Below are 24,322 nucleotides of genomic sequence, written 5' to 3'. Positions count from 1 at the left end.
TTCCAGGAATTATTGCATGTTGAAAAGCTACTATATAAGTGAATGAATAATAACTTAATAGTAGCTTTTCTCTATATTTATAACTGAAGTGGATTGAATAATCAGAATGGGAGCAACGAAAATCTTTATATAAGTTAAATCCCATGGAAAAGGAGGACCCTATGCTAGGCTATATACTAAAACGCGGAGTACAGACATTAGTAGTGCTTTTTCTAACTATTACTTTAGTATTCTTTATTATTCGTTTATCTGGAGATCCTACTTATTTATATATGCCTGACGATGCGACTGATGAAATGGTTGAGGAGTTCCGTGAGCAAATGGGATTCGATCGTCCACTATATATACAGTATGGAAGTTTTTTGGTAGATGTTGTGCAAGGTGACTTTGGTGACTCGTTAATGCACAGGGAAGATGCGTTAGCAATGGTAGTTGCCAAAATACCCGCCACTTTTCAATTAGCTTTTGCAGCCCTATTTATGGCAATAGCGGTTGCCATACCTTTAGGTGTCATCTCAGCCTACAAACAAAATACAATCTACGACAGAATAGGCACCGGGGTGACAGTTCTAGGGCAAGCAATTCCTGGTTTTTGGCTAGGATTATTATTGATTCTAGTATTTTCGGTCACATTTAAGATACTTCCATCTGGTGGAGGAGGATCTGTAATTCACCTCATATTACCAGCAGCCGCGCTTGCTGCTCACAGTGCAGCACGATTTGCTAGATTTACTAGATCTACCATGCTGGACGTACTGAGAAAAGATTATATAAGAACAGTTAAATCTACCGGTGCTCCTATGGTTACAATTTTATATAAGTACGCATTAAAAAACACATTGATTCCAATTATTACAATTGCTGCTTTGGATTTGGGAGTTCTATTAGGCGGAGCTGTTATTATTGAATCGGTATTTTCATGGCCAGGTTTAGGTCAATTACTTTTAAAAGCACTTATGGGTAGAGACTTTCCAGTTGTCATCGCAGGCGTCTTTTTTATTGCCTTAAGTATTTCGATTATTAACTTTTTTACAGATATTCTCTACGGTCTCGTGAATCCTCAAGTTCGATTAAAGTAAGGAGTGAATTAAATGGTTAGAAATTCGGCAGATGCAAAAATTGAGGAAGTTACGGTAGTAGTTGAAAAGAAGGAAAAAAAGAAGGACTCGAAACTCAAATACTACTTAAAAGAATTAAAGAAAAGTCCCACTGGCCTTTTTGGGGCGACAATCTTACTTGTCATCGTTTTTCTCGGTATTTTTGGTAATTTAGTTGCACCACATGATCCAATGGCTATGAATCTTGCCCAGAAACTCTTACCGCCATTATCTGAAGGACATATACTCGGAACTGATCAATTAGGTCGAGATATGTTATCTAGAATTATCGTAGGTACAAGGATATCCCTCATTATAGGGACTGCTACCGTAATATGTGCAGGTCTCATTGGTACTATAATAGGCATCATATCTGGTTACTTTCGTGGATGGGTAGATGTAGTCATTATGCGAATTGTTGATGTTTCTCTTAGTGTTCCTTTCATTCTATTAGTATTAGTTATCAGTACAGTACTTGGTGCAGGGTTAAAAAACATTATTATTTCACTAGTTATTGCGGGCTGGGTTGCTTATGCAAGAATAGTTAGGGGCGAGGTACTAGCTTTAAGGGAAAAGGAGTTTATTGTTGCTAGTGTCGCAACTGGCGTACCTAGATGGGAGATTATAGTGAAACATATCATTCCTAACCTATATACACCAATTATTGTATTATCATCGCTTCAAGCTGCTAATTATATTATTGCAGAAGCTGGGATTAGTTTCCTAGGATTTGGCGTACAGCCTCCTCAACCGGCATGGGGAAATATGCTCAGTGAGGGAAAAGATTTTATATTTAGCGCATGGTGGTTAATTACATTCCCAGGGGTTGCAATTTTATTAACGGCGCTTGGAATTAACTTATTAGGTGACTGGTTACGGGATGTACTTGATCCAGAATATAATAAGTAAGGAGGTTTTTATATTGCCAGACAACGATGTTGTATTAAAAGTGAAAAATTTAAAAACCTATTTTCATACTAGCCGCGGTAAAGTAAAAGCAGTAGATGGCGTCGATTTTGAAGTTAAAAGAGGAAGAACAATAGGGCTCGTTGGGGAATCAGGTTGCGGAAAGAGCGTAACTTCACTTTCAATAATGGGGCTTTTACCAAAATCACTCGCCAAGATTGAAGAAGGTGAAATTAATTTTAATGGAGTAGATTTAACTAAAAAGAGTGAGAATGCATTAAGAAAAATAAGAGGAAATGAAATATCGATGATTTTCCAAGAACCGATGACTTCATTGAATCCAGTTTTTACAATAGGTGAACAATTAAGTGAACCTCTTAAGCAACATACTAGTTTAAATAAAAAAGAAATGAAAGAAAGAATTATTGAAATACTGACTCTTGTCGGTATACCTAGACCTGAAAGTGTTTATTCAGAATATCCACACCAACTTTCGGGTGGGATGAGACAGAGGGTAATGATTAGTTTAGCGATGATATGTAACCCTAGACTTTTAATAGCTGATGAACCGACCACTGCTCTTGATGTTACGATTCAAGCACAAATATTGGAGCTAATCAAGGAAATTAGGGATAAGCAAAACATGTCTATTATTCTAATCACACATGATTTAGGAGTTGTTGCTGAAATGTGTGATGAGGTAATTATCATGTATGCGGGGAAGGTTGTAGAAAAAGCCGATATTAGAACGATATTTGATTCTCCGAAGCATCCATATACACAGGGATTATTAAAGTCAAGGCCTGGCATGAGTGCTAGCGGTAGGAAACAAGACCTTGATTCTATTCCAGGAAGTGTTCCAAGACCTGATGAATTACCTGAAGGTTGTACATTTGCTGCGCGTTGTCCTTTTGCTATGGGCAAATGCATAACTGAGAAGCCGCCGCTTTATCAATTGGAAAATCAGTTATCCCGTTGTTGGCTTCATGAAGTTGAGGAGAAGGAGGAAGTCAAATGTCTGAGCTATTATTAGAGGTTAGGGATTTAAAACAACATTATAAATTAGACCAAGGTTGGCTTAAAGAAAAAAAGGTTGTTAAGGCAGTTGACGGTATCAACTTTGAGGTTATCAAGGGAGAAACATTTAGTATAGTAGGAGAAAGTGGTTGTGGAAAATCTACAACTGGCCGAACAATTTTAAGATTAAATGAAGCAACAGATGGGGAAATCATTTTTAATGGACAGAACATTGGCGAACTTTCTTACGAGGAAATGAGAAAATTACGAAGAAGAATGCAAATGATCTTTCAAGATCCTTATGCATCTTTGAACCCTAAAAAAACGATTCGTCAAATACTTCTTGAACCTCTGAGGGTTCATAATATGTATAAACCTGCTGAGCGGTTGGAAAAGGTAATTGAGATATTGGAAATTGTAGGATTGTCGGAATATCATATCGATCGTTATCCACATGAGTTTTCTGGGGGGCAAAGACAAAGAATTGGGATTGCGAAAGCGGCGATATTACATCCAGAATTAATTATTGCGGATGAACCTGTCTCGGCTTTGGATGTATCAATTCAATCACAAGTAATCAACTTGCTTTTAAAATTACAAAGAGAATTAGGCCTTACTTATATATTTATATCTCATGATTTGGGAGTTGTCCGTCATATTTCAGATCGTGTCGCCGTAATGTATCTAGGACGGATTGTTGAAATCGCTCCGACAGAAGAGCTATACTATAATCCTATGCATCCTTATACGAAGGCTCTAATGTCAGCGGTTCCAATTGATCACCCAGATGAAAAGAAAGAAAGAATTATTCTTACTGGGGATGTGCCAAATGCTGTGAACCCTCCTAGTGGTTGTGCATTTCACCCAAGATGTCCTGCGGCAATGGATATTTGTAAGAAGGTGAGACCAGTTGTTGAAGAATATCAAAGTGGACATGCGGTTGCTTGCCATCTTTATGAGTAAAACAGTTCCGGTCTGTTTGTAAGTCTTTTCCTACAAACAGATCGGGAAAGCAATGTGGATTGCACTGGCTAGGTATAAGATAATAAGAGTTGAAAAAATTTAAGGAGGAGTAATATGGAGCGTACACAACCAAGAAGAATGTCTAAGGATTATGCTTATTATGAGTTGAAAGAAAAAATTTTAAAGGGTGATATTCAACCGGATCAAGATTTAGTTGAAGGGAGACTTGCTGATAAATTAAATATTAGTAAGACACCTTTAAGAGAAGCTTTACAAAGATTAGAGGCAGAGGAATTGGTAATTAGGCAACCTAATGGAAGACTTAAAACGGCATCCATAACGGTGAAGGAAGCTGAGGAGCTATTTGTAGTAAGAAGTTATTTAGAGGGCATCATAGCAAACCAAGCAACAGTTGAAGCGACAGAAGAAGACATTGAGATACTCTCTAGTCATTGCCAAAGAATTAACCAAGCGACAAAATACTACGATGAAGAGGCCATTCTTCATTACGGTAAAATGTTCCACGAACAACTGTATCAAATGAGTAGAAATCAAACGGTCGTTAAGATTTTAAATCAGCTCAACGATCATATGACTAGATACCGTCGGCTTGTCCCGGTAAATAGTAAATATCTTTACCATCAAAAAAGCGAGGATCATTCGATAATACTCGATTATATTATTAAAGGGAATCGATTACAGGCAGAAGAAACTATGAGGAAACATATTTTAAGTAGTATGGATACTGCAATAGAGGCTATAAAAAAATACGAAAATGAATCTAATGATGAGATTGTTTAGCTACTAGCGCCTTCTGCTTTTATACAGGATATTTCTAATAAATTTTTACAAACCCAGACAGGTGCAAGAACTTTAATCCTCGTTCAAAATAATGTTTATGCAATCCTAAACTATAATAATCTAACGAAAGGGTGGAAGATCAGATGTCTAAATCGATTCTTTTACCTAAAGTGCAAGGATTGGTTATCTTCATTCTTGCCCTGTTAATTTTGTTTTACCCAATCGTGACAAATGCCCCTATGCCTCCAATTATACTTTATGGCTGCATTATGATGGTCATACTATTATTTCCAACTATTAAAAAGTCAACTTTTATTATTTCTTTAATGATGCTACTAATTGGTCATTTTTTATTTTGGTATTATGAGTTAGGTTTTCCAATATGGAAAGACGCATTATCTATAAATCTTGGATTAATCAGTCTTTTTGCTTTTGTGCCTATGTTACTCATTCCCATAGAAGTTGGAGGATACATACACAGTATTGAAGCTGAATTAAAAAAATTACATTCGAAGCAAGGTTCTGTATTCATCCTTCTTTCCATTATAACTTTCCTATTGAGTTCAGTGGTTAACTTAGCTATTATTCGTGTTTTATTTCCTATTTTTAAGAAAACAAACCTTTCTAATGAAAACTTGGGTAGAGCAATGTTAATTGGTTTTACCTCAACAAATTTATGGTCACCTTACTTTGCCTCAGTGGCTATTATTCTTCACTTTATGGATTTGCCTTATACAAAATTAGGACCGTTTATTTTCTTGTTAGCAATCTTCCATTTTATTTTTGGGAATATGATTGTTCTTTTATTAATAAGAAAGACTAAGAAGTTGGAGTATCCAGATGTAATAAATACAAGAGTAAATAAGATGGACGATGACCGGAAGAAAATTGCACGATTATTAATAATAATGGTAGTTATATTTTTTGCACTATTTCTGCTTGAGAAAATGACAGGGCAAAAAATGACGACACTTGTTTCGTTAGTAGGTTTAGTGGGCTCTATCCTGTGGATTGTGCTTGCAAAAGAAAAGCGCAGGTTAAAGCACCTTTTAAGCAAGTACATCTTTCAATCGCTTCCCAAAATTGGGAATGAAGTAAGTTTATTCATTAGCGCTGGTTTTTTCGGGATTATTATTATGAGCACCCCGCTTAACCAAATCGTTAGTCATGCTGTTAGTAGAATAGGGAATGAAGTGCCATTGATTTTTTTAATAGGTATAATCATACTTCTTCCAGTAGTTTTAGCCTTCATTGGAGTCCATCAAATAATAACAGTAACACTATTGGCAACTTCTATTTCACCTGATGTGATTGGTTTGTCAACTGTTTCATATGGTGTATTATTAGCCGCTGCGTGGTGTCATTCGTCGGCCGCTTCTCCATTTTCACCTATCAACCTAACTATAAGTAGTGTTTTAAACAAGAGTTCATTTAAGGTTGGCATTGGAAACAACTATTTGTTTTTTATAGGTTCTTTACTAATTACAGTTTTCTTTGTGTACTTTATAAGGTGATTCTGCAGGTGTATATGCTTAAACATTTTTGAGGACAAAATAATGAGGTTATTGTTACTAAACATGGAGACATGTGTAGGCAATCTTTGATAAATAAAATGATAAAGAAGGAAGTCGGCATTACAATGATCGACTTCTTTTTGCTGTTAGCAAATAAATTAAGCAAAAGACATAATTCGTAAAAAGTAAATGTTGTACAACATAATTTAAACTGACTAAAGATTATAAAGGAATATGTAGTGAGAATTCTATAAAAAACACTTGAAAACTAAAACGCTTACAATTATGATGATAGATAGACATGTGAGTTTGTTTATCGAACAAACTAATTAGAATGAGTGATTCTATAAAAGAGAGGGCGGTTTACTTTGAAAACATTTATTACAGAAGATTTTCTTTTATACAATGAGACGGCAAAGATTCTCTATCATGAAACAGCAAAAGATTTACCAATTATTGATTATCATAACCACTTAAATCAACATGAAATTTTAGAAAATAAAAGTTTTAGAAACTTAGCAGAAGTTTGGTTAGGTGGAGACCACTATAAATGGCGTGCAATGCGTGCAAATGGGATAGATGAATCCTATATTACTGGTGATAAAGAGGACTATGACAAATTTTTATCGTGGTCTAGAACTGTTCCGAATATGTTTGGTAATCCACTATATCACTGGACACATCTTGAGTTAATGAGATATTTCGATATTGATGAGTTGCTAAATGAAAAGTCAGCGCCAGCGATTTGGGAAGAAGCTAATGCAAAATTAGCAACTCCGGAAATGTCGGTAAGGTCGTTGCTTACAAATAAAAAGGTAGAATTCATTGGCACGACAGATGATCCTACTGATGATTTAGCAAGTCATATTGCATTGCATCAAGAAGGATTCGAAATTAATGTATCTCCTTCATTCCGTCCGGATAAAGGGTTGAATATCGAAAGAGAAGAGTTCTTATCGTGGGTAGAAAAGCTAGGAGAAGTAACCAATACTTCAATTGAAAACTATGACGCATTGTTAGATGCTTTAGCAAGTCGTGTAGAATTCTTTGCGGAGCATGGATGCCGCAGTTCTGACCATGGAATTGACGTCATGTTTTATGAAGATGCAACAAAAGATGAAGCGTCAGCGATTTTCCAAAAGCGTTTAAATGGAGAGCAATTAACAGCAAAAGAAATCGAGCAATATAAAACGTATACATTGTTAACGCTAGGCGAATTATATGCTGAAAAAGGCTGGGCAATGCAGCTTCATTTAAGTGCACAGCGAAATAACAATACGAGAATGTTTAATATTTTAGGTCCAGATACTGGATTTGATTCCATTGGCGATGTGTTAATTGCTAAAAAGGTTTCGAGTTTCTTAGATGCATTAGAGAGAAATGATAAGTTACCTAAAACAATTTTGTATAGTTTAAATGCGAATGATAATGATGTTTTGGCTTCAATGGCTGGAAATTATCAGAGTTCCGAAATTGCAGGGAAGGTCCAATTTGGAACTGCATGGTGGTTTAATGATACAATTGATGGTATGGAAGACCAGATGAAAAGATTGGCAAATATCGGGCTCATTAGTAATTTCGTTGGGATGTTAACAGACTCAAGAAGTTTCCTGTCCTTCCCGAGACATGAATATTTCAGAAGAATTTTATGTAATTTACTCGGTTCATGGGTTGAAGAAGGAAAAGTTCCGAAAGATATGGCATTATTAAAGCAATACGTTAGAAATATTTGCTACGAAAATTCAAAGCGTTATTTTGAAGTATAAACCAGCAAGGAAGGAACAAAGAATATGTCAAAACAACAATTTGGTGTTATTGGTTTAGCAGTTATGGGTAAAAACTTGGCGATGAATATTGAAAGCAGAGGCTATTCAGTTTCGGTATATAACCGTACTACGTCAAGAACAGAAGAATTTTTGGAGAATGAAGCGAAAGGTAAAAATTTTTTCGGTGCAAAAAGCATTGAGGAGTTCGTTAATTCTTTAGAAGTTCCGCGTAAAATTATGTTAATGGTTCAAGCTGGACCTGCTACTGATGCAACGATTGCATCTCTACAGCCATACCTTGAAAAAGGCGATATTTTAATTGACGGTGGAAACACATTATTCGAAGATACGAACCGTCGTAATAAAGAGCTTGAAAAAACGGGCATTCACTTTATCGGGACAGGCGTTTCTGGTGGAGAAGAAGGTGCGCTGAATGGTCCTTCACTTATGCCTGGCGGACAAAAAGAAGCGTATGATTTAGTTGCACCTATTTTTGAAGCAATCGCAGCAAAAGTAGACGGCGATTCATGCAGCACGTATATCGGTCCAGAAGGTGCGGGGCATTACGTGAAAATGGTGCATAACGGCATTGAGTACGGCGATATGCAATTGATTGGTGAATCATACTTCATTCTAAAACACGTGTTAGGTCTAGACGCACAGGAGCTTCACGAAGTCTTTACTGAGTGGAATAAAGGTGAATTAGACAGCTACTTAATCGAAATTACTTCTGAGATTTTCACGAAAGTTGACGAGGAAACTGGCCAACCATTAGTTGAAGTTATTTTAGATAAAGCAGGTCAAAAAGGAACGGGTGCATGGACGAGTAAAAATGCATTAGATATTGGTGTTCCACTTCCACTTATTACAGAATCTGTATTCGCCCGTACAATTTCATCGATGAAAGATGAGCGTGTCCGTGCAAGTAAAGTATTAGTTGCACCTGAAGTGCCAAAGTATGAAGGCAATCGGGAAGAACTTATCGAAGCAGTACGAAAAGCATTGTTTATGAGTAAAATTTGTTCATATGCACAAGGTTTTGCTCAAATGCGTGCACATTCTGAAGAGAATGACTGGAACTTAAATTACGGTGAAATTGCGATGATTTGGCGCGGCGGCTGTATTATCCGTGCACAATTCTTACAAAACATTAAAGATGCATATGACCGTAATCCAGAACTTGAAAACTTATTATTAGATCCTTATTTCAAGGATATTGTCGGAGAGTACCAATCGGCATTACGTGAAGTTGTATCCGTTGCGGTACAACAAGGAATTGCAGTTCCGTGCTTCTCAAGTGCGATTGCTTACTATGACAGCTACCGTTCTGAAAACTTATCTGCAAACCTTATTCAAGCGCAACGTGACTATTTCGGTGCGCATACGTATGAGCGTAAAGATAAAGAAGGTACATTCCATACGAACTGGTTCTAATTATCAAGGAAAAATAAAAAGTATAGGACGGGAACAATTCCTCGTCCTATACTTTTATTTTTTTACGACTGTATTCTCCAAAGTTAAAACAACTTCAGGCACTTCGAGAAAACGTTGAATGGCCAAAGCACATGCCCCCATGGAGCAGGATTTCTTGCCAAGTTCTGAAAGGGCAAGTGAACCGTATTCACTTACAGTAGATTTTAAATTGCTTTTGATTTTCTCAATTACATCCGGATACATTTTTAATATTTCACTCGTTAACACCAATGTTTCGGGATTATACATATTAATAATATTGTTTAGGCCAGTTGAAAGATCGATGATATATTCTTCTAAAATCTCCAATGTTGTTGGATCTTGTTCCTCAATAAGTTGACGAATGTCATCATAGGAAAGGGGTGTCCTATGTAAGTGCTTTTTCAACTTTTTTAATAAACTTTTTTCAGAAGAGTACAGTTCCCAACAACCACGGTTTCCGCAATTACAAGCGTCACCGTCTTGGCGAATAATCATATGCCCCATTTCACCTGCATATCCGTGAAAGCCTTTATGTAATTTTCGGTCAATCATGATTCCAACACCAATACCGGAGAAAAGCATAATGCAAAGCAGATTATTACTTTCATGGTACTGATACACACGTTCAGCATAAGCCGATAAATTTGCGTTATTTTGAATCGATATTTCAATGTCTAGTTCTTTATTTAAGTCCTCTTTTAATCCAATGTTTTGCCATTGATAGGTAGGAACAAAATTAATACGTTCATCATTATTAACAGTTCCATGAATACCAATTGTTACACTAATTAAGCCATAAGTAGAAGCAGACCATTTTTCTTGGTACGCTTTTATTTGGTCAATTAGTATTTTCAAAATGTCATGATAATTTTCTGTTTCCAATTCAACGGCATGAAAATCGACGGGATGTCCGCCTAAATCAGATACCGTATATTGTATGTATTTGTAATCCAAATCAATTCCTAATACGTAACCAGCACTGCGATTAATGGATAGTAGAATTGGTCTTCTCCCAACGACATTATGTTCTTGTTGGGTTTCATAAATTAAATGATCATTTAATAAATCTGCAACTTGAACAGAAATGGTAGCTTTGTTTAATCCAGTGATTTTTGACAAATCTGCCCTGGAAACGGCTTTATGTTCAATAATCTTACTTAGGATTAATCCTCTGTTTATTTTCTTGATATATGCACCGTCACCTGTAATCATAAAAAATCCTCCTGTTTATGAATGAAAAGAGTTTATTTATTGGTCCAACTAATTGGAAAGTAAATCGTTATAGCATTTGTTTATTTAAGTGTATACTTTATTTAGTATAGCAAAGAAAGGCGGTATGTAGATGAATATCCTGTATTTTGATTGTTTTTCAGGTGTTAGTGGAGATATGGTTATTGGGGCATTAATCGATGCGGGGGGAGACCCTGAGCATTTAACAAGCGAACTTAAGAAGCTTACTATAGAAGATGAATATGAACTAAAGTTTTCATATGTCGTGAAAAATGGGATTAGCAGTACAAAGTTTGATGTAGTTTTAACAGAACGTCTTAACGAACATCATGAACATCATCACCACGATCATCGAGCTTATAAGCATATTGTCGAGTTGATTACATCCGCTAATTTTTCCGACCGTGCAACGAATATTGCATTAAGTATTTTCGAAAAGATCGGCATTGCGGAAGGGAAAATTCATGGGGTTCCACTTGAAGAAGTTCACTTTCATGAAGTGGGGGCAGTTGATTCGATTATCGACATAGTGGGCGCAGCAATTTTACTTGACCAGTTGAATGTGGATACGATTCAATCGTCTCCGATTCCTGTAGGTTCTGGAAAAATACATATCGACCATGGAATTTATCCTGTACCGGCGCCGGCAACATTGGAGATTCTTCGTGGGGTTCCACTTGCGTCATCGCAAATAAAAGGGGAGCTGGCAACGCCAACAGGAGCGGCAATTGTAGCGGCACTTGCAGAGTCATTTGGCACACTACCAGACATGACAGTAGAATCAATCGGTTATGGTGCGGGAACGAAAACTTTTCCAAGCCACCCAAATGTGCTTCGCGTGATGCTCGGTACGTTATCATAATAAACGATAGGAATGTAATAAATCTTGCCCTTTCCTAATTAATTATTAGCCAAACAAATAGGATGGCATTGAATTTTGAGGATACATTATTGTTTTTGGAGGATTTTAAATGAAGGGGAGTCCACTGTTTCAATATTTATATATATTTTATACATTTGTTTTTACTTTGCACATTGCCAATATATTCATTGAACATGAAACATTAAATTATATGATTGGTGTATTTGCATTGATTATGCTAGTGGTTTCTTTTATAGGCGCCTCACGTCTGTTTCTAATCCTTAGTGTTTCTTTTTTAACTGTAGGCGCTTATCTATTTTGGACAACTGGCGAATCAGTATCGGTGATTCCTAGTATTATTACGTCCAATCTATCTCTACTCACCTTACTAGCAATGTTACCTTGGATGAATAGCGTTGTAAGGAGTGGTAGATTTGATCGTAGTTTAAATACATTAATGAGAGCTAATGTATCGGACTTAGGGAAGTTATATACCCGAGGTTCAGGGACGACCCTTACGTTAGCTGCGTTTTTAAATTTATCTGCGGTGTCTATTTCACAAGAAGTATTAAAAAGAAATTTAGCGCCTGTCGATAGAAAAGTGAGAAATGCATTCATCAGCGCATCAACACTTAGAGGTTTTTCGTTGGCGGTACTTTGGAGTCCGCTTGAAATTTTAGTCGCTTTACCCATCTTTTTAACAGGTGTTTCCTATGTTTCAATTTTCCCATGGCTATTGCTCGTTGCAGTCATAACATTTACATTAGATTCAATCTGGGGACGTTACTATTTTAAAAAATATACATATCAAGCTACAGATGTTAATGAGCCGGAAGAAGTGAGCACGAAAGGACTTGGCGGTAAGATCTTTCATCTCGCGGGTGCACTCGTATTGTTTCTGGCGCTAGTCATTATAGGCGGAACATTATTTGAGATTGACTTTATTTTAACTGTCACCCTGCTCATCTTTCCATTTACATTAATTTGGTCTGTTATTATGAAGCGGTTACGAAGCTTTTGGGCAATTGGCTGGAATACATGGAAAGAAAAAACGAATACCATGCAAAATTTTGTGATTCTATTTATTTCGCTATCATTTTTCTCCTATAGTATAAGTAGCGCAGCATTTTTAGATGTCATTCAAAAACCAATTTTATATGTCTCTGAATATCCATTGCTCGTGTTTTTTGTCATTCAAGTATTATTTATCGGATTGAGTATGTTTGGCATTCATCCCGTTGCAACGCTAGGAATCTTAGGCAGTTTAATCAGTACTTTATTAACTGTTTATAATCCGCTAAGTATAGCGATTGTATTGGTGACAAGTGCAATTGCAACACTAACAGTTGGCACATATGGTTTAGTTGTTACACTAACCGCGATGAGCTTAGAACAAAGTCCATATCGAATTACGTTAATGAACTTAGCATACGCATTCATATTTGGCGGAATCGGCACGCTCATTGCTTACTTCTTATTATAATCAAAATCAACAGCTCTCTTATTTTAATAATAAAAGAGCTGTTGATTTTTGTTTGCCTGATTATTGTATTTTACTATTGATTTTAGCAGATTTCGTTGATGTGACCGAAAATTGCTAGCATTGATACGTTGCATACTTTCGCCAGCGTTGCATTCATTTCAGTAAACGTTGACTACTTTGGCACGAGCGCTGCATCCCTTTACCGATACGTTGCATACTCTCTCCAGCGTTGTATTCTTTTCATTAAACGTTGACTACTTTGGCACGAGCGTTGCATGCTTTTATCGATACGTTGCATACTTTCGCCAGCGTTGTATTCTTTTCATTAAACGTTGATTACTTTGGGACGAGCGTTGCATGCTTTTATCGATACGTTGCATACTTTCGCCAGCGTTGTATTCTTTTCATTAAACGTTGACTACTTTGGGACGAGCGTTGCATGCTTTTATCGATACGTTGCATACTTTCGCCAGCGTTGCATTCTTTTCATTAAACGTTGACTACTTTGGCACGAGCGTTGCATGCTTTTATCGATACGTTGCATACTTTCGCCAGCGTTGTATTCTTTTTATTAAAAGTTGACTACTTTTGCACGAGCGTTGCATCCCTTTACCGATACGTTGCATCCTTTTAAGTAGGAGTAGCAGAACGGGCCACACGTGATGAAATCAATCATTTATAATCAATAAATTTGTGTTACGACATTTATCTACAAAATATCCTGTAATATAACATGTTAAAATATTTAACAAAGACCTTAAAAAATTTACTTTTAAAAGAAAGCGTTTTCATATAAAGTTGAAACTAGATTAAGGATGAAGGGGGAGTAAGATGAGCACAAAGCAACTAAGTGAAAACGTTAAAGCTGAAAGAAGATTTAAAATAGATAATTGGATTCCTTATTTATTTATTTTGCCTTCGTTTCTGATCATCGCTACTTTTTTATTCTACCCAATTGGTACTGTATTCTACTACAGTTTTCAGAATTATGATATATCAGCGCCTTTTTATAATAGCTTCGCTGGTTTTGATAACTTCGTGAAAATATTTACGGAAGATAAGCTATTCTTTCCGAGTTTACTAACAAGTTTAAAATGGGTAGTTTCACAAGTTGGTCTTCAATTGATTTTTGGTTTGATTTTTGCATTACTTTTAAACCAAACATTTAGATTGAGAGGATTTGTGAGAGCGATTGCGTTTATACCGTGGGCAATCTCAGGGGTTCTTGCTTCGGTTATGTGGTCATTAATGTATAACGAGCATATGGGCGTCTTTAATGACATTTTAATGAAGTTAGGCATTATTAGTGAACCGCAAGCTTTTTTGGCCGGCACTACAAGCGCTTTCATTTCAGTGATCATTGCTGAATTATGGAGAGGAATTCCATTCTTTGCGATTACATTATTAGCATCATTACAAAGTATTCCAGAAGAGTTATATGAAGCATCTGAAATTGATGGTGCGAGTAAATGGGAATCATTTGTCCATATTACTTTGCCACACTTGAAAAACACAATCGTGTTAACGACTTTACTACGAACGGTATGGGAGTTTAATAACGTCGACTTGATTTTCAACTTAACTGGCGGAGGTCCTGCTAACTCGACAACTACGCTGACCATGTATATTGCAAACTTAGCAATCAATGGAAGCGATTTCGGCTATGGTTCTGCATTAACAGTCATCTCGTTTGTTTTATTATTCGCATTTGCAATCTTTTACTTAAAGATTACTCGCTATGAAAGGGAGGACTAATTAAAAATGTTTAATACAAATGGACGAACGAACAAAGTATTATTTTTCTACCTCCCAATCACGTTAATGTTCATGTGGACAATCTTTCCAATCTATTGGACGATCAACACGGCATTTAAACATGAAGGAGATATTATTAAACGTCCTTTAGAATACTTGCCTACTTCGCCAACGGTTGAAAACTTTGTTGTCGCATGGAATAACGTAGGTTTTGCAACGTTCTTTAAAAATAGTTTAATCATTGGTATCACGACAGTATTTGTCGTCATCATTTTATCCACATTATCTGGATATGCCTTAACTCGATATAAATTTAAGGGTAAAGGTTCATTCTTACTCATGTTATTGAGTACACAGTTTATTCCTAGGGCAATGTTGATTATTCCATTGTTTATTATCTTTAAAAACATGGGGTTAATTAGTAATCCGCTTTCCCTAATTATTACGTACACGGCTGTTGAAATTCCTTTCACAACGATATTAATGAGCGGGTTTATTAGTAATATTCCACGAGAGTTGGAAGAGGCAGCGGCGGTAGATGGTTGTAGTAAGTTACAAGCGTTACGATTCGTGATGTTCCCATTGTTACTGCCAGGAATTGTTGCAACAGCAGTCTTTACATTTATTTACACATGGAATGAATTTTTACTTGCATTGATGCTAACAAATCAGCAAAGTAAATTTACATTACCGGTTGGTTTAAGCTTTATGATGGGCGAGTTTAACGTTAACTATGGTGCGTTAGCCGCAGGAAGTGTGATTGCATTAGTTCCAGCTGTTATCCTATTCGCTTACGCACAAAAGCACCTTGTTAGCGGAATGGGTGGAGCAGTTAAAGGTTAAGATTTACTAATTTGAAGGAGGAAAGAAGCAAATGAGAAATTTACTAAAAATAAGTGCATTAATCATGCTCATCGCCGGAGGGATCTTAGCCGGTTGTGGGAATGGAGACTCGGGTTCAGGCTCAAAGGACGGAAAGGTTAAACTAGTTTTTTGGGATGAGAATGCTGGACCACAACGTACACCAATTTGGGAAGAATTAATTGATCGTTTTAATGAAGAAAATCCAGAGATTGAAGTTGAGTATGTAGGTCTTCCAAAGGACTCTGCAAAAGCTAAATTAGACACAGCTATTGCGGCAGATGACATGCCAGACGTTGCTTCTGTACAAACAAGTTGGTTACCGGAATTTGCAATTCGTGATGCATTGCTTCCTTTAGATGATTATTTAGCAGATTCAGAGCTAAACGATCTCATTAACGCAGGGGCAGTTAATTTTAACAAAGAAATTGTAAATGACGGAAAATTATATGGTATTCCTTACACGCAAAATTTAGATGTCATTTGGGTTCGTTCAGATTGGTTCAATGATGCAGGTGTAACAATTCCAAGTACTTGGGATGAATTCTTTAATGCGGCAGAAGAAATGACAGGGGACGGACACTACGGCTATACAATTCGCGGTGGTGCGGGCGGTTCATTCCAACTTCAAAGATTAATGTTCGCTTACTCAGGATTGGAAAATTATTTTGATGAAGATGGAAAATCTGTAATCAATCATCCAAAACATGTTGAGTTTCTTGAAAAATATATCGAGCTATACGGTAAGAATACACCTAAGAGTGATATAACGAACGATTATAAAGAAATGATTGCTGGTTTCGACACAGGCGTGGTTGCGATGGTTCACCACAACATCGGATCTTACGGTGAGCATCAAAAAGCTTTTGAAGCAGACCAATTTGAAGCCATTCCACTACCAAAAACGGAAGATGGAAAGTATGTAGCTGAAGGTGGAAATACAATCAACGTTTCTATCTTTAATACAACAAAAAATGCGGATGCAGCTTGGAAATTCACGGAGTTTATTAACTCAGCAGAAAGTCAAAGTTACTGGAACGAGCAAGTTGGACAAATTCCAACAAACTCTGGTGTGTTAGATATGGATTGGATTAAAGAAGCACAACATATTAAAACAGCATTTGAAGTATACGATAATCCAGACACTGTATTGTACCAACCGCCATTCTACTTACCAGACTACCGTTCTATCCTTGATAACATTGTAGATTCTGGAACGCAAAAGGTAATGAGTGGAGACAGTTCAGTACAAGAGTTCCTTGATGAATGGGCAAAAGCAGTCGATGCTTCAGAAGCTAAATATAATGAAGCAATGAAAAAGTAAAAAAAATAATAATCTGAGTGTTAAGTTTTTCTAGCACTCAGATTATTGACATATGTAGGGAGAGATTTGAATTGTTGAATGAACAAAACAGTCCGTTATTAATTGCTGAAAAAGCATGTAAAACGATTATGAATACATTCACACCTGCAGAGTTACCACCTGCAAATAGATGGCATTATCACCAAAGTGTCTTTTTATATGGCATGTTGCGCGTGTGGGAAGCGACAGGAAAAGAAGAGTATTTTGAGTATACAAAAGCATATGTAGATAACTTACTTGATGATGAAGGAAACTTCTATTTCGACCGTGATGAATTAGATTCGATTCAAGTTGGTATTTTGCTATTTCCTTTATACGAAGCGACTAAAGAGGCAAAATATTTAATCGCTGCGAAGAAACTTAGAAATTTACTCAACACAATTAACAAAACGTCCGAAGGTGGATACTGGCATAAAGATAAATATCCATACCAAATGTGGTTAGACGGATTGTTTATGGCGGCTCCTTTTATGCTGATGTACAATGAGCACTTCCAAGAGCCGGAGTTAATCCAAGATGTATTTTTACAAGAAAGATTAATGCGTAAACATATGAAAGACCCAAAAACTGGTCTTCCATTCCATGCATGGGATGAAAAGAGAGAACAGCCATGGGCAAATAAGGAAACAGGATGTTCACCAGAATTTTGGGGACGCTCAGTAGGTTGGTACGGTACTGCACTTGTTGATATTTTGGCGTTACTTGAAGGGAAAAATCACGGACAAGAAGTGTTTGTTGAAGAGTTGCAAAGTTATATTACTTCAGTCGTTAATTTCCAGGATCATGATTCAGGCCTATGGTACCAAATTGTTGATAAAGGCGATCAAGCAGACAACTGGTTGGAATCTTCTTGTTCATCATTATTTATTTACACGATTGCAAAGGCGTTAAAAGCGGGTTATGTTGATCATTCATACAAAGAAATTGTAGATAAAGCTTACGAAGGTTTGTTGAATCACATGGTGAAAGTAGATGGCGATCACCTAGAACTAAGCGGTATTTGTATCGGTACTTCAGCTGGCGTCTATGATTATTATGTCGAAAGACCAACTTCTGAAAATGATTTACACGGGATGGGTGCCTTCATCTTAGCTTGTATGGCACTGCATGATATTTCGAAATAAAAAGGTAAAAGAGAATAAATAAACTTGTCCTCTAGATTAAGGGTGTTCTATACTTAATCTAGAAGGACATATCCCTTCTACTATTCTGATTATGGTAGGGAGACTATTTTTCATGAAGTTTGGAAAGAAAATGCGTAGTTTTATTAGTAAATATCTTTTCTTTTCTTTTAGTTCGACAATTAATGCGTTCTATATATCCATCATTCTTTTATTTATTTTTATTACAGGCGGCGTATCTTACCAATTGGCTAAAAACCAAATTGAAGAAAATACTTACCAGAGTATGAATGATACGGTATTACAGACATCAAATTATTTAGAATTTGTATTTTCAGATGTTTTCGAACAGTTGGTATTACTATCAAATCATAAGCATCTTTCAACGCTCCTTGATGGAGAGGCGAAGGACATAAATTCGAACGTTTATATTGAACTAGATAACGAAATTAACACGATTTATCATCGTTTTCCTTCGATTATTGAGTCCATTTATATTGATATAGATGACGGTAAAATTACCTTTTCAAATGGGTCAGAACAAGTAAACCCGTTGTTTTCATACAAAGATTATTTTGTCGACCATAAGGGAAGTAAAGAATCTTATTACTGGAAAAATGCACATCTGAATAACTTAGCATTTGACAACTATAAGGTGATGTCGGTATTTAAATTACTTGAAGCTGAAAATTCTTCAAGAAATGGGATTGTTCTATTTACGATTCGGGCAGATTTTGTCGAAAAAATACTAAACAAATCATTCATTGGTGAGAGCGGTTACTTAACGTTGGTGAGCCCGGACGGCAGTACATTTGAATCAGAAAAGATCCCGGGAAAGTTCCGAATAGATGATAAAACACTGGCCAAGATTACGAATTCGAATGTAAATGAAGGTAAAATTTCATTTGAAAATGCGAAGGGAAAAAACCTGAATGCAATTTATCACACGATTGGTGTGAACAAATGGAAAGTTGTAGCGGTATTCCCTGAGAGTCAAATATTGAAAACAATGAACAATATGAAATATTTTATGACGATATTTCTAATCGCGGTCATTATTATGGCAGTCTTTATCGTTAATGGTGTCGGCAAATATATTTCAAATCCGATCAAAAAACTAGCTGACCAAATGAAGAAAGCCGACCAAGAACTTTTGCAAACGACTGAAGGAATTGCTGTTCCCAAGGAAATGGAGATTCTTTATAGTAGCTTTAATGAACAAATGGCGCGCAATCAAGCGCTACTGGAACAGATTAAATTAGAACAAAAAGAAAAACGTCAATTAGAAGTTGCCATTATTAAAGCTCAAGTAAATCCGCATTTTCTATATAACACTTTATATTCGATTAAAGGCTTATGCGATATGGGGCTAAACAAAGACGCAAGTGAGATGATTAGCGCACTATCTAGCTTTTTCAGAATCAGTATTAGTAGAGGAAATGAAATCATTTCTATTAAAGAAGAGATTTCTCATATTAAAAGTTATTTATATATTATGGAAATGCGTTATGGGGATAACTTCACTTATACACTTGACGTTGATAAAGAAACACTTTCAAGTCAAATTATTAAACTAACGTTACAACCTTTAATTGAAAATGCAATCTATCACGGTGTGAAACTTAGCCGTAAGCAAGGTTTAATTAACGTAAATGTATATAAACAATCAGGAAAAATCCATCTTGAAGTGAAAGATAATGGGTTAGGCATTGAAAGAGAAAGATTAGAAAGAATTAAAGAGGAAATCAATGCGCCTTATAGTAAGAACAAAAGGGAAGTTACAGGAATTGGTTTACGTAGTGTAAGTGAGCGGCTGAAAGGTTATTTTGGAAGCGAATGTGAATTAATGATTGAAAGTGTCGTTGGGAAAGGGACTAAAATTATCATCAAGATTCCGAGCGTAAAAGAGGGGAATGGCGAATATGAACAAAGTAATCATAGTTGAAGACGATCGGATTATTCGACGTAGCATTTGTAATGCCCCGTGGGAAGAAAACGGTTTCATATTGGCGGGTGAGGCTTCGGATGGTGAAAGTGCACTGGAGTTAATTGAAAAAGAACAACCTCAAGTTGTTATTTCTGATATTACGATGCCTTTTATGAATGGTTTGGAGATGGCAAGGATTATTAAAGTCACCAGTCCGCATACGAAAGTGATTTTTTTGACGGGTTATGAAGATTTCAAATACGCACAGGAAGCGATTAAGCTCCAAGCGTTTGATTATTTATTAAAGCCAATCAAAATAGAGAAGTTAATTCGCAAAGCGCAGAGTGCGGCAATCGAATATGAAAAAGAAATAAAAAAAGAAAGAAGATTTCATGATACGTTGCCATTACTTCAACAAAGTTTTTTACAAAAGCTTACAAATAATGAAAATGAAAATACCGATCTAGATATTGAAAAAGAACTATTAGAACTTGGTGTTGAACTAGATGGACCTTTCTTTACGTCTATGTTCATTAACTTTACATCAGTAAATGAAGAAGAAGCAGTCATCAAAAAACAAATTACAGAGATCATGCGTAACTTGTTTAGTGAAAGTATCAATGGGCATGTCATCAATGGTGCAAAGAATGAAATGGCGGTATTTTTATCGACAGTTTATGACGGCTGTTTGGGGAATATCACTTTCGCACGACAGGCGATAGATAAAATATATAATCAATTTGATGAAACGGTAACAATTACAATTGGGCGAACGTATTGCAATGTATTCGATATTCACACCTCCTATTTAGAGGCACGATTTGCGATGGATATGAAACATATTATGGGGACTGGTTGTGTGTATTCCATTGACGATACGGTTCCATGTGAATTTCAACATGAAAAAACACTATTAGACTTAGAAAAAGCGTTTAAAGATCAATTGAAATTAGGTTTGCCAGGTAAAGCGAAAGAAACAATTGAGCAATTACGGAATGTGATTAAGGGAAATAAAAACATCCAATTAGAAGAAACAAAGATTCTAGCGCTCAAGTATAGTACGTTGCTTTTATACCAAGTGAAAAAATGGGAAAAAGACGAGTCGGAAAGTTCTAGTATGACGGAACTTTTCAACCTCATTCTACAAATGAATTCTATTCAAGAAATGTTAGAAATCCTTCATCAGCTTGTTGATGAATGGGCCGAATCTATGAATGAAGAGAAAAAACAGAATCATAACTCGCTCGTAGATAAAGCGATGGCATTTATGAATGAACACTATCATGACGAAGAATTGACACAACAAAAAGTTGCACAAAATGTTTTTGTAAGTGCACCTTATTTAAGTAACTTATTTAAAGTTGAAAAAGGCTTGAATTTTGGCGATTATTTGCTAGAACTTCGAATGAAGAAAGCGATGGAATTGCTTCGCTTGCATGATGCCAAAATATATAAGGTAGCAGAAAGTGTTGGCTATAGGAATCCACAGTATTTCAGTATAAGTTTTAAGAAATATACTGGGCAAACGCCTGGGGAATATAGAAGAGGAATCATCAACACTGCATGAAAGACTGAAAAGCTTACTTAAATCACTCATTGCGGTTTTATCACAAAATGGAGGTGTGCAATGGAAAAGCTAAAAGTGTTAAATCAACTAACTGAATGTGGAGTTGTTGCAGTTGTACGGGCAAATTCACAAGAAGAAGCCTTAGGGATTTCGGAAGCATGTGTTAAAGGTGGCATTAAAGGCATTGAAATCACCTTTACTGTGCAGGGTGCTGAAGAAATTATTCGCAATCTAGCAGCAAATTATCAATCCAATCCTGACGTAGTGATTGGTGCAGGAACAGTGTTAGATGCGGTTACGGCACGTATTGCGATTCTAGCAGGTGCCAAATTTATCGTGAGTCCATGCTTCGATCAAGAAACAGCCGAATTATGTAATTTGTATCAAGTTCCATATATGCCGGGTTGTATGACCATCACGGAAATGAAGGAAGCATTAAAGTCCGGTGTAGACATTATTAAGTTATTCCCGGGCAATACATTTGGGCCAGATTGGATTAAAGGTGTGAAAGCGCCACTCCCACAAGTCAATATTATGCCGACTGGCGGCGTAGATTTAGATAATGTTGAAAAATGGATTCAAAATGGCTGTGTTGCTGTCGGTGTCGGGGGTAGTTTAGTTGCACATGCGAAAACTGGAGATTTCGATAAAATTACCGAAGATGCAAAACAATTTGTAGAAAAAGTTCAACAGGCTAGAGAGGCATTGGTATGAAAAAGGTCGTAACATTTGGAGAGATTTTACTACGATTATCGACAAACGTTGGTGAAAGACTTCTCCAAGCGGATCAGCTTCAATTGCATTACGGCGGTGCAGAAGCGAATGTTGGCATATCGCTGTCGAATTTTGGATACGACGTCAATATGGTCAGTAAATTACCAGCCAATGCATTAGGAGATGCAGCGTTAAGACATCTACAATCCAATGGCGTAAAGGTAGACCATGTTTTAAGAGGTGGGGAACGTATCGGAACCTACTACCTAGAAAGCGGAATTGGCGAAAGAAGTGCTGTCGTTACTTACGATAGAAAGCATTCAAGTATTGCTGACATTAAGGAAGACGAAATAGATTTCGACAGCATATTTGAAGGCGCAACACTCTTTCACGTGACGGGCATTACACCCGCATTGTCGCCAGTTTTAAGTGAGTTAACGCTAGTTGCATTGAAAAAGGCTAAAGAACACGGTTTGATGACTAGTTTTGATATGAATTATCGTGCAAAACTATGGAGTCAAAAAGAGGCAGCAGATGCAATTAAACCACTATTAGATTATGTCGATATCTGTTCATGCGGAGAACTGGATGCGGTTCATCTGCTTGGGATTCCAGAGGCAGATGACAGGTTGCAGGAAGAGGAAAAACTTGCTTACTATTATGAGCATATCCAAGCATTATACCCGAACATTCAATTTATGGCCTCTACGAATCGGGAAGTTTTATCTTCAACTGCCAATAGATTAAGAGGAAATTTATATGTGGATGGGGCCTTGTACCGTTCAAAAGTGCATCATATTGAGCCAATTGTCGATCGTGTAGGCGGTGGCGATGCATTTGCGGCTGGAATTTTACACGGCATTTTGGATGGCATGTCCCCAAATGAAACAATTACATACGCAACAGCCGCGTCAGCGCTGAAGCATACGATTCATGGGGATAGTAATATCTTTTCTAAAGAGGAAATTCATGAGTTTGTGGAAAACGGTTCAGGAAAAATTAAACGATAAAAAAGCTTTATTATTATTAGGAGGATGAGAAATTATGGAAACAAAAATGGAAACACGTTATGCAAATCACCCGGAAGAGATTAAAAGGTACAATACAGATGAGCTGAGAGAACACTTTTTAGTTGAAAAACTATTTGAAGCAGGTCAAGTTCATTTAACGTATACGCATGTCGATAGAATGATTTTTGGTGGTGTTACACCAGCAGAAGAAGAGTTAACAATTACGCTAAATAAAGAGTTAGGCGTTAACTATTTCCTAGAGCGTCGTGAACTTGGAATTATCAACATCGGTGCGGAAGGTACAGTTATTTTAGATGGTGAAGAGTATGAGATGAAACGCCAAGATGGTCTTTACGTAGGACGAGGAACGAAAGAAGTTCTGTTCCGTTCTAAAGATCCAAATAATCCAGCGAAGTTCTATATTAATTCATCACCTGCTCACCATACTTATCCAACGGTTAAAATTGATATTAATAATATTACGCCGCTTGAAATGGGAGAGCCAGGAACGTTAAACGAGCGTAAAATTCATCAATATATCCACCCGAATAACTGTGAAAGCTGTCAATTACAAATGGGACTTACCGTTTTACAGCCAGGTAGCGTATGGAATACAATGCCATGTCACACGCATGAGCGTCGTATGGAAGTGTATTTATACTTCGATATGGAACAAGATACGCGCGTATTCCACTTTATGGGACAACCAGATGAAACAAGACATTTGGTCATGAAAAATGAACAAGCAGCAATTTCACCGAGCTGGTCAATCCATACAGGAACAGCAACGAGCAACTATACATTCATTTGGGGAATGTGTGGAGAAAATATCACTTATGATGATATGGACCACGTTGCAATGGAAGACTTACGCTAATAAAAACAGAAAATGTATGGAGGGCAAAGCGAA

Annotated in this window: 20 protein-coding genes; 19 read left to right on the top strand and 1 reads right to left on the bottom strand. The window is 36.7% G+C overall.

The genetic code is table 11. The features are described 5' to 3' along the window. Positions 1-161 precede the first annotated feature (161 nt). The 8 genes from BI350_RS14550 to gndA all read left to right on the top strand — a co-directional run bounded on the left by BI350_RS14550 (position 162) and on the right by gndA (position 9,498). On the top strand, positions 162-1,079 hold the full coding sequence (locus tag BI350_RS14550) for an ABC transporter permease (protein WP_075528800.1): 918 nt from the start codon (positions 162-164) through the stop codon (positions 1,077-1,079). Positions 1,080-1,091: 12 nt separating this feature from the next. Beyond that, on the top strand, positions 1,092-2,006 hold the full coding sequence (locus tag BI350_RS14545) for an ABC transporter permease (RefSeq protein WP_075528799.1): 915 nt from the start codon (positions 1,092-1,094) through the stop codon (positions 2,004-2,006). 13 nt (positions 2,007-2,019) lie between these two features. Continuing rightward, positions 2,020-3,036, top strand: a complete 1,017-nt coding sequence (locus BI350_RS14540; RefSeq protein WP_245698267.1) for an ABC transporter ATP-binding protein — start codon at positions 2,020-2,022, stop codon at positions 3,034-3,036. Further along, on the top strand, positions 3,018-3,983 hold the full coding sequence (locus BI350_RS14535; RefSeq protein WP_075528797.1) for an ABC transporter ATP-binding protein: 966 nt from the start codon (positions 3,018-3,020) through the stop codon (positions 3,981-3,983). Before BI350_RS14540 ends, BI350_RS14535 begins: the two co-directional genes overlap by 19 nt. A 114-nt stretch (positions 3,984-4,097) precedes the next feature. Next, positions 4,098-4,784, top strand: coding sequence for a GntR family transcriptional regulator (locus BI350_RS14530; RefSeq protein ID WP_075528796.1), 687 nt, complete (start codon positions 4,098-4,100; stop codon positions 4,782-4,784). Between the two features lie 143 nt (positions 4,785-4,927). Next, positions 4,928-6,298, top strand: coding sequence for a hypothetical protein (locus BI350_RS14525; protein WP_075528795.1), 1,371 nt, complete (start codon positions 4,928-4,930; stop codon positions 6,296-6,298). A gap of 368 nt (positions 6,299-6,666) precedes the next feature. Continuing rightward, on the top strand, positions 6,667-8,064 hold the full coding sequence (gene uxaC, locus BI350_RS14520) for a glucuronate isomerase (protein WP_075528794.1): 1,398 nt from the start codon (positions 6,667-6,669) through the stop codon (positions 8,062-8,064). 24 nt (positions 8,065-8,088) lie between these two features. Beyond that, positions 8,089-9,498 carry an NADP-dependent phosphogluconate dehydrogenase gene (gene gndA, locus BI350_RS14515; protein ID WP_075528793.1) on the top strand — a complete coding sequence of 470 codons (1,410 nt, stop codon included), beginning with the start codon at positions 8,089-8,091 and terminating at the stop codon, positions 9,496-9,498. A 54-nt stretch (positions 9,499-9,552) separates the two neighbouring features. Here gndA and BI350_RS14510 read toward each other — a convergent pair whose 3' ends face one another. Continuing rightward, positions 9,553-10,731, bottom strand: coding sequence for an ROK family protein (locus tag BI350_RS14510; protein ID WP_075528792.1), 1,179 nt, complete (start codon positions 10,729-10,731; stop codon positions 9,553-9,555). A 130-nt stretch (positions 10,732-10,861) separates the two neighbouring features. On the opposite strand from BI350_RS14510, the gene larC reads away from it, so the two are divergent. The 11 genes from larC to kduI all read left to right on the top strand — a co-directional run bounded on the left by larC (position 10,862) and on the right by kduI (position 24,289). After that, positions 10,862-11,611, top strand: a complete 750-nt coding sequence (gene larC, locus BI350_RS14505) for a nickel pincer cofactor biosynthesis protein LarC (protein ID WP_075528791.1) — start codon at positions 10,862-10,864, stop codon at positions 11,609-11,611. A gap of 109 nt (positions 11,612-11,720) precedes the next feature. Continuing rightward, entirely contained in the window at positions 11,721-13,094 is a 1,374-nt protein-coding gene (locus BI350_RS14500; protein ID WP_075528790.1) for a hypothetical protein, read from the top strand. A gap of 831 nt (positions 13,095-13,925) precedes the next feature. After that, positions 13,926-14,849 (top strand): carbohydrate ABC transporter permease, encoded by a 924-nt coding sequence (locus tag BI350_RS14495; protein ID WP_075528789.1) that lies wholly within the window; start codon positions 13,926-13,928, stop codon positions 14,847-14,849. A gap of 6 nt (positions 14,850-14,855) precedes the next feature. Beyond that, complete coding sequence (locus tag BI350_RS14490) at positions 14,856-15,692, top strand: carbohydrate ABC transporter permease (RefSeq protein WP_075528788.1); 837 nt, start codon at positions 14,856-14,858, stop codon at positions 15,690-15,692. Positions 15,693-15,723: 31 nt separating this feature from the next. Continuing rightward, complete coding sequence (locus BI350_RS14485) at positions 15,724-17,034, top strand: ABC transporter substrate-binding protein (protein ID WP_075528787.1); 1,311 nt, start codon at positions 15,724-15,726, stop codon at positions 17,032-17,034. Positions 17,035-17,105: 71 nt separating this feature from the next. Next, positions 17,106-18,197, top strand: a complete 1,092-nt coding sequence (locus BI350_RS14480; protein ID WP_075528786.1) for a glycoside hydrolase family 88/105 protein — start codon at positions 17,106-17,108, stop codon at positions 18,195-18,197. A 112-nt stretch (positions 18,198-18,309) separates the two neighbouring features. After that, positions 18,310-20,139 carry a cache domain-containing sensor histidine kinase gene (locus tag BI350_RS14475; protein ID WP_168157274.1) on the top strand — a complete coding sequence of 610 codons (1,830 nt, stop codon included), beginning with the start codon at positions 18,310-18,312 and terminating at the stop codon, positions 20,137-20,139. Further along, positions 20,117-21,688, top strand: coding sequence for a response regulator (locus BI350_RS14470; RefSeq protein ID WP_075528785.1), 1,572 nt, complete (start codon positions 20,117-20,119; stop codon positions 21,686-21,688). The genes BI350_RS14475 and BI350_RS14470 overlap by 23 nt, the downstream gene beginning before the upstream one ends. Before the next feature lie 60 nt (positions 21,689-21,748). Continuing rightward, positions 21,749-22,402 carry a bifunctional 4-hydroxy-2-oxoglutarate aldolase/2-dehydro-3-deoxy-phosphogluconate aldolase gene (locus BI350_RS14465; protein WP_075528784.1) on the top strand — a complete coding sequence of 218 codons (654 nt, stop codon included), beginning with the start codon at positions 21,749-21,751 and terminating at the stop codon, positions 22,400-22,402. Next, positions 22,399-23,412, top strand: coding sequence for a sugar kinase (locus BI350_RS14460; protein WP_075528783.1), 1,014 nt, complete (start codon positions 22,399-22,401; stop codon positions 23,410-23,412). The genes BI350_RS14465 and BI350_RS14460 overlap by 4 nt, the downstream gene beginning before the upstream one ends. 46 nt (positions 23,413-23,458) lie before the next feature. Continuing rightward, positions 23,459-24,289 (top strand): 5-dehydro-4-deoxy-D-glucuronate isomerase, encoded by an 831-nt coding sequence (gene kduI / locus BI350_RS14455; protein WP_075529401.1) that lies wholly within the window; start codon positions 23,459-23,461, stop codon positions 24,287-24,289. The last annotated feature ends 33 nt before the right edge of the window (positions 24,290-24,322 follow it).

The sequence above is a fragment of the Sporosarcina ureilytica genome, assembly GCF_001753205.1.
GTDB classification, from domain to species: domain Bacteria; phylum Bacillota; class Bacilli; order Bacillales_A; family Planococcaceae; genus Sporosarcina; species Sporosarcina ureilytica.
The sequence above is the reverse complement of the archived record's forward strand: the minus strand, read 5'-3'. Positions and strand labels throughout refer to the sequence as shown.

What these genes read in the sequence shown, in the direction of transcription:
- BI350_RS14550 (WP_075528800.1), top strand. Translation starts at nt 162, where the DNA reads ATGCTAGGCTATATACTAAAACGCGGAGTACAGACATTAGTAGTGCTT.
- BI350_RS14545 (WP_075528799.1), top strand. Translation starts at nt 1,092, where the DNA reads ATGGTTAGAAATTCGGCAGATGCAAAAATTGAGGAAGTTACGGTAGTA.
- BI350_RS14535 (WP_075528797.1), top strand. Translation starts at nt 3,018, where the DNA reads ATGTCTGAGCTATTATTAGAGGTTAGGGATTTAAAACAACATTATAAA.
- BI350_RS14530 (WP_075528796.1), top strand. Translation starts at nt 4,098, where the DNA reads ATGGAGCGTACACAACCAAGAAGAATGTCTAAGGATTATGCTTATTAT.
- BI350_RS14525 (WP_075528795.1), top strand. Translation starts at nt 4,928, where the DNA reads ATGTCTAAATCGATTCTTTTACCTAAAGTGCAAGGATTGGTTATCTTC.
- gndA (WP_075528793.1), top strand. Translation starts at nt 8,089, where the DNA reads ATGTCAAAACAACAATTTGGTGTTATTGGTTTAGCAGTTATGGGTAAA.
- BI350_RS14510 (WP_075528792.1), bottom strand. Translation starts at nt 10,731, where the DNA reads ATGATTACAGGTGACGGTGCATATATCAAGAAAATAAACAGAGGATTA.
- larC (WP_075528791.1), top strand. Translation starts at nt 10,862, where the DNA reads ATGAATATCCTGTATTTTGATTGTTTTTCAGGTGTTAGTGGAGATATG.
- BI350_RS14500 (WP_075528790.1), top strand. Translation starts at nt 11,721, where the DNA reads ATGAAGGGGAGTCCACTGTTTCAATATTTATATATATTTTATACATTT.
- BI350_RS14495 (WP_075528789.1), top strand. Translation starts at nt 13,926, where the DNA reads ATGAGCACAAAGCAACTAAGTGAAAACGTTAAAGCTGAAAGAAGATTT.
- BI350_RS14490 (WP_075528788.1), top strand. Translation starts at nt 14,856, where the DNA reads ATGTTTAATACAAATGGACGAACGAACAAAGTATTATTTTTCTACCTC.
- BI350_RS14485 (WP_075528787.1), top strand. Translation starts at nt 15,724, where the DNA reads ATGAGAAATTTACTAAAAATAAGTGCATTAATCATGCTCATCGCCGGA.
- BI350_RS14475 (WP_168157274.1), top strand. Translation starts at nt 18,310, where the DNA reads ATGAAGTTTGGAAAGAAAATGCGTAGTTTTATTAGTAAATATCTTTTC.
- BI350_RS14470 (WP_075528785.1), top strand. Translation starts at nt 20,117, where the DNA reads ATGAACAAAGTAATCATAGTTGAAGACGATCGGATTATTCGACGTAGC.
- BI350_RS14465 (WP_075528784.1), top strand. Translation starts at nt 21,749, where the DNA reads ATGGAAAAGCTAAAAGTGTTAAATCAACTAACTGAATGTGGAGTTGTT.
- BI350_RS14460 (WP_075528783.1), top strand. Translation starts at nt 22,399, where the DNA reads ATGAAAAAGGTCGTAACATTTGGAGAGATTTTACTACGATTATCGACA.
- kduI (WP_075529401.1), top strand. Translation starts at nt 23,459, where the DNA reads ATGGAAACACGTTATGCAAATCACCCGGAAGAGATTAAAAGGTACAAT.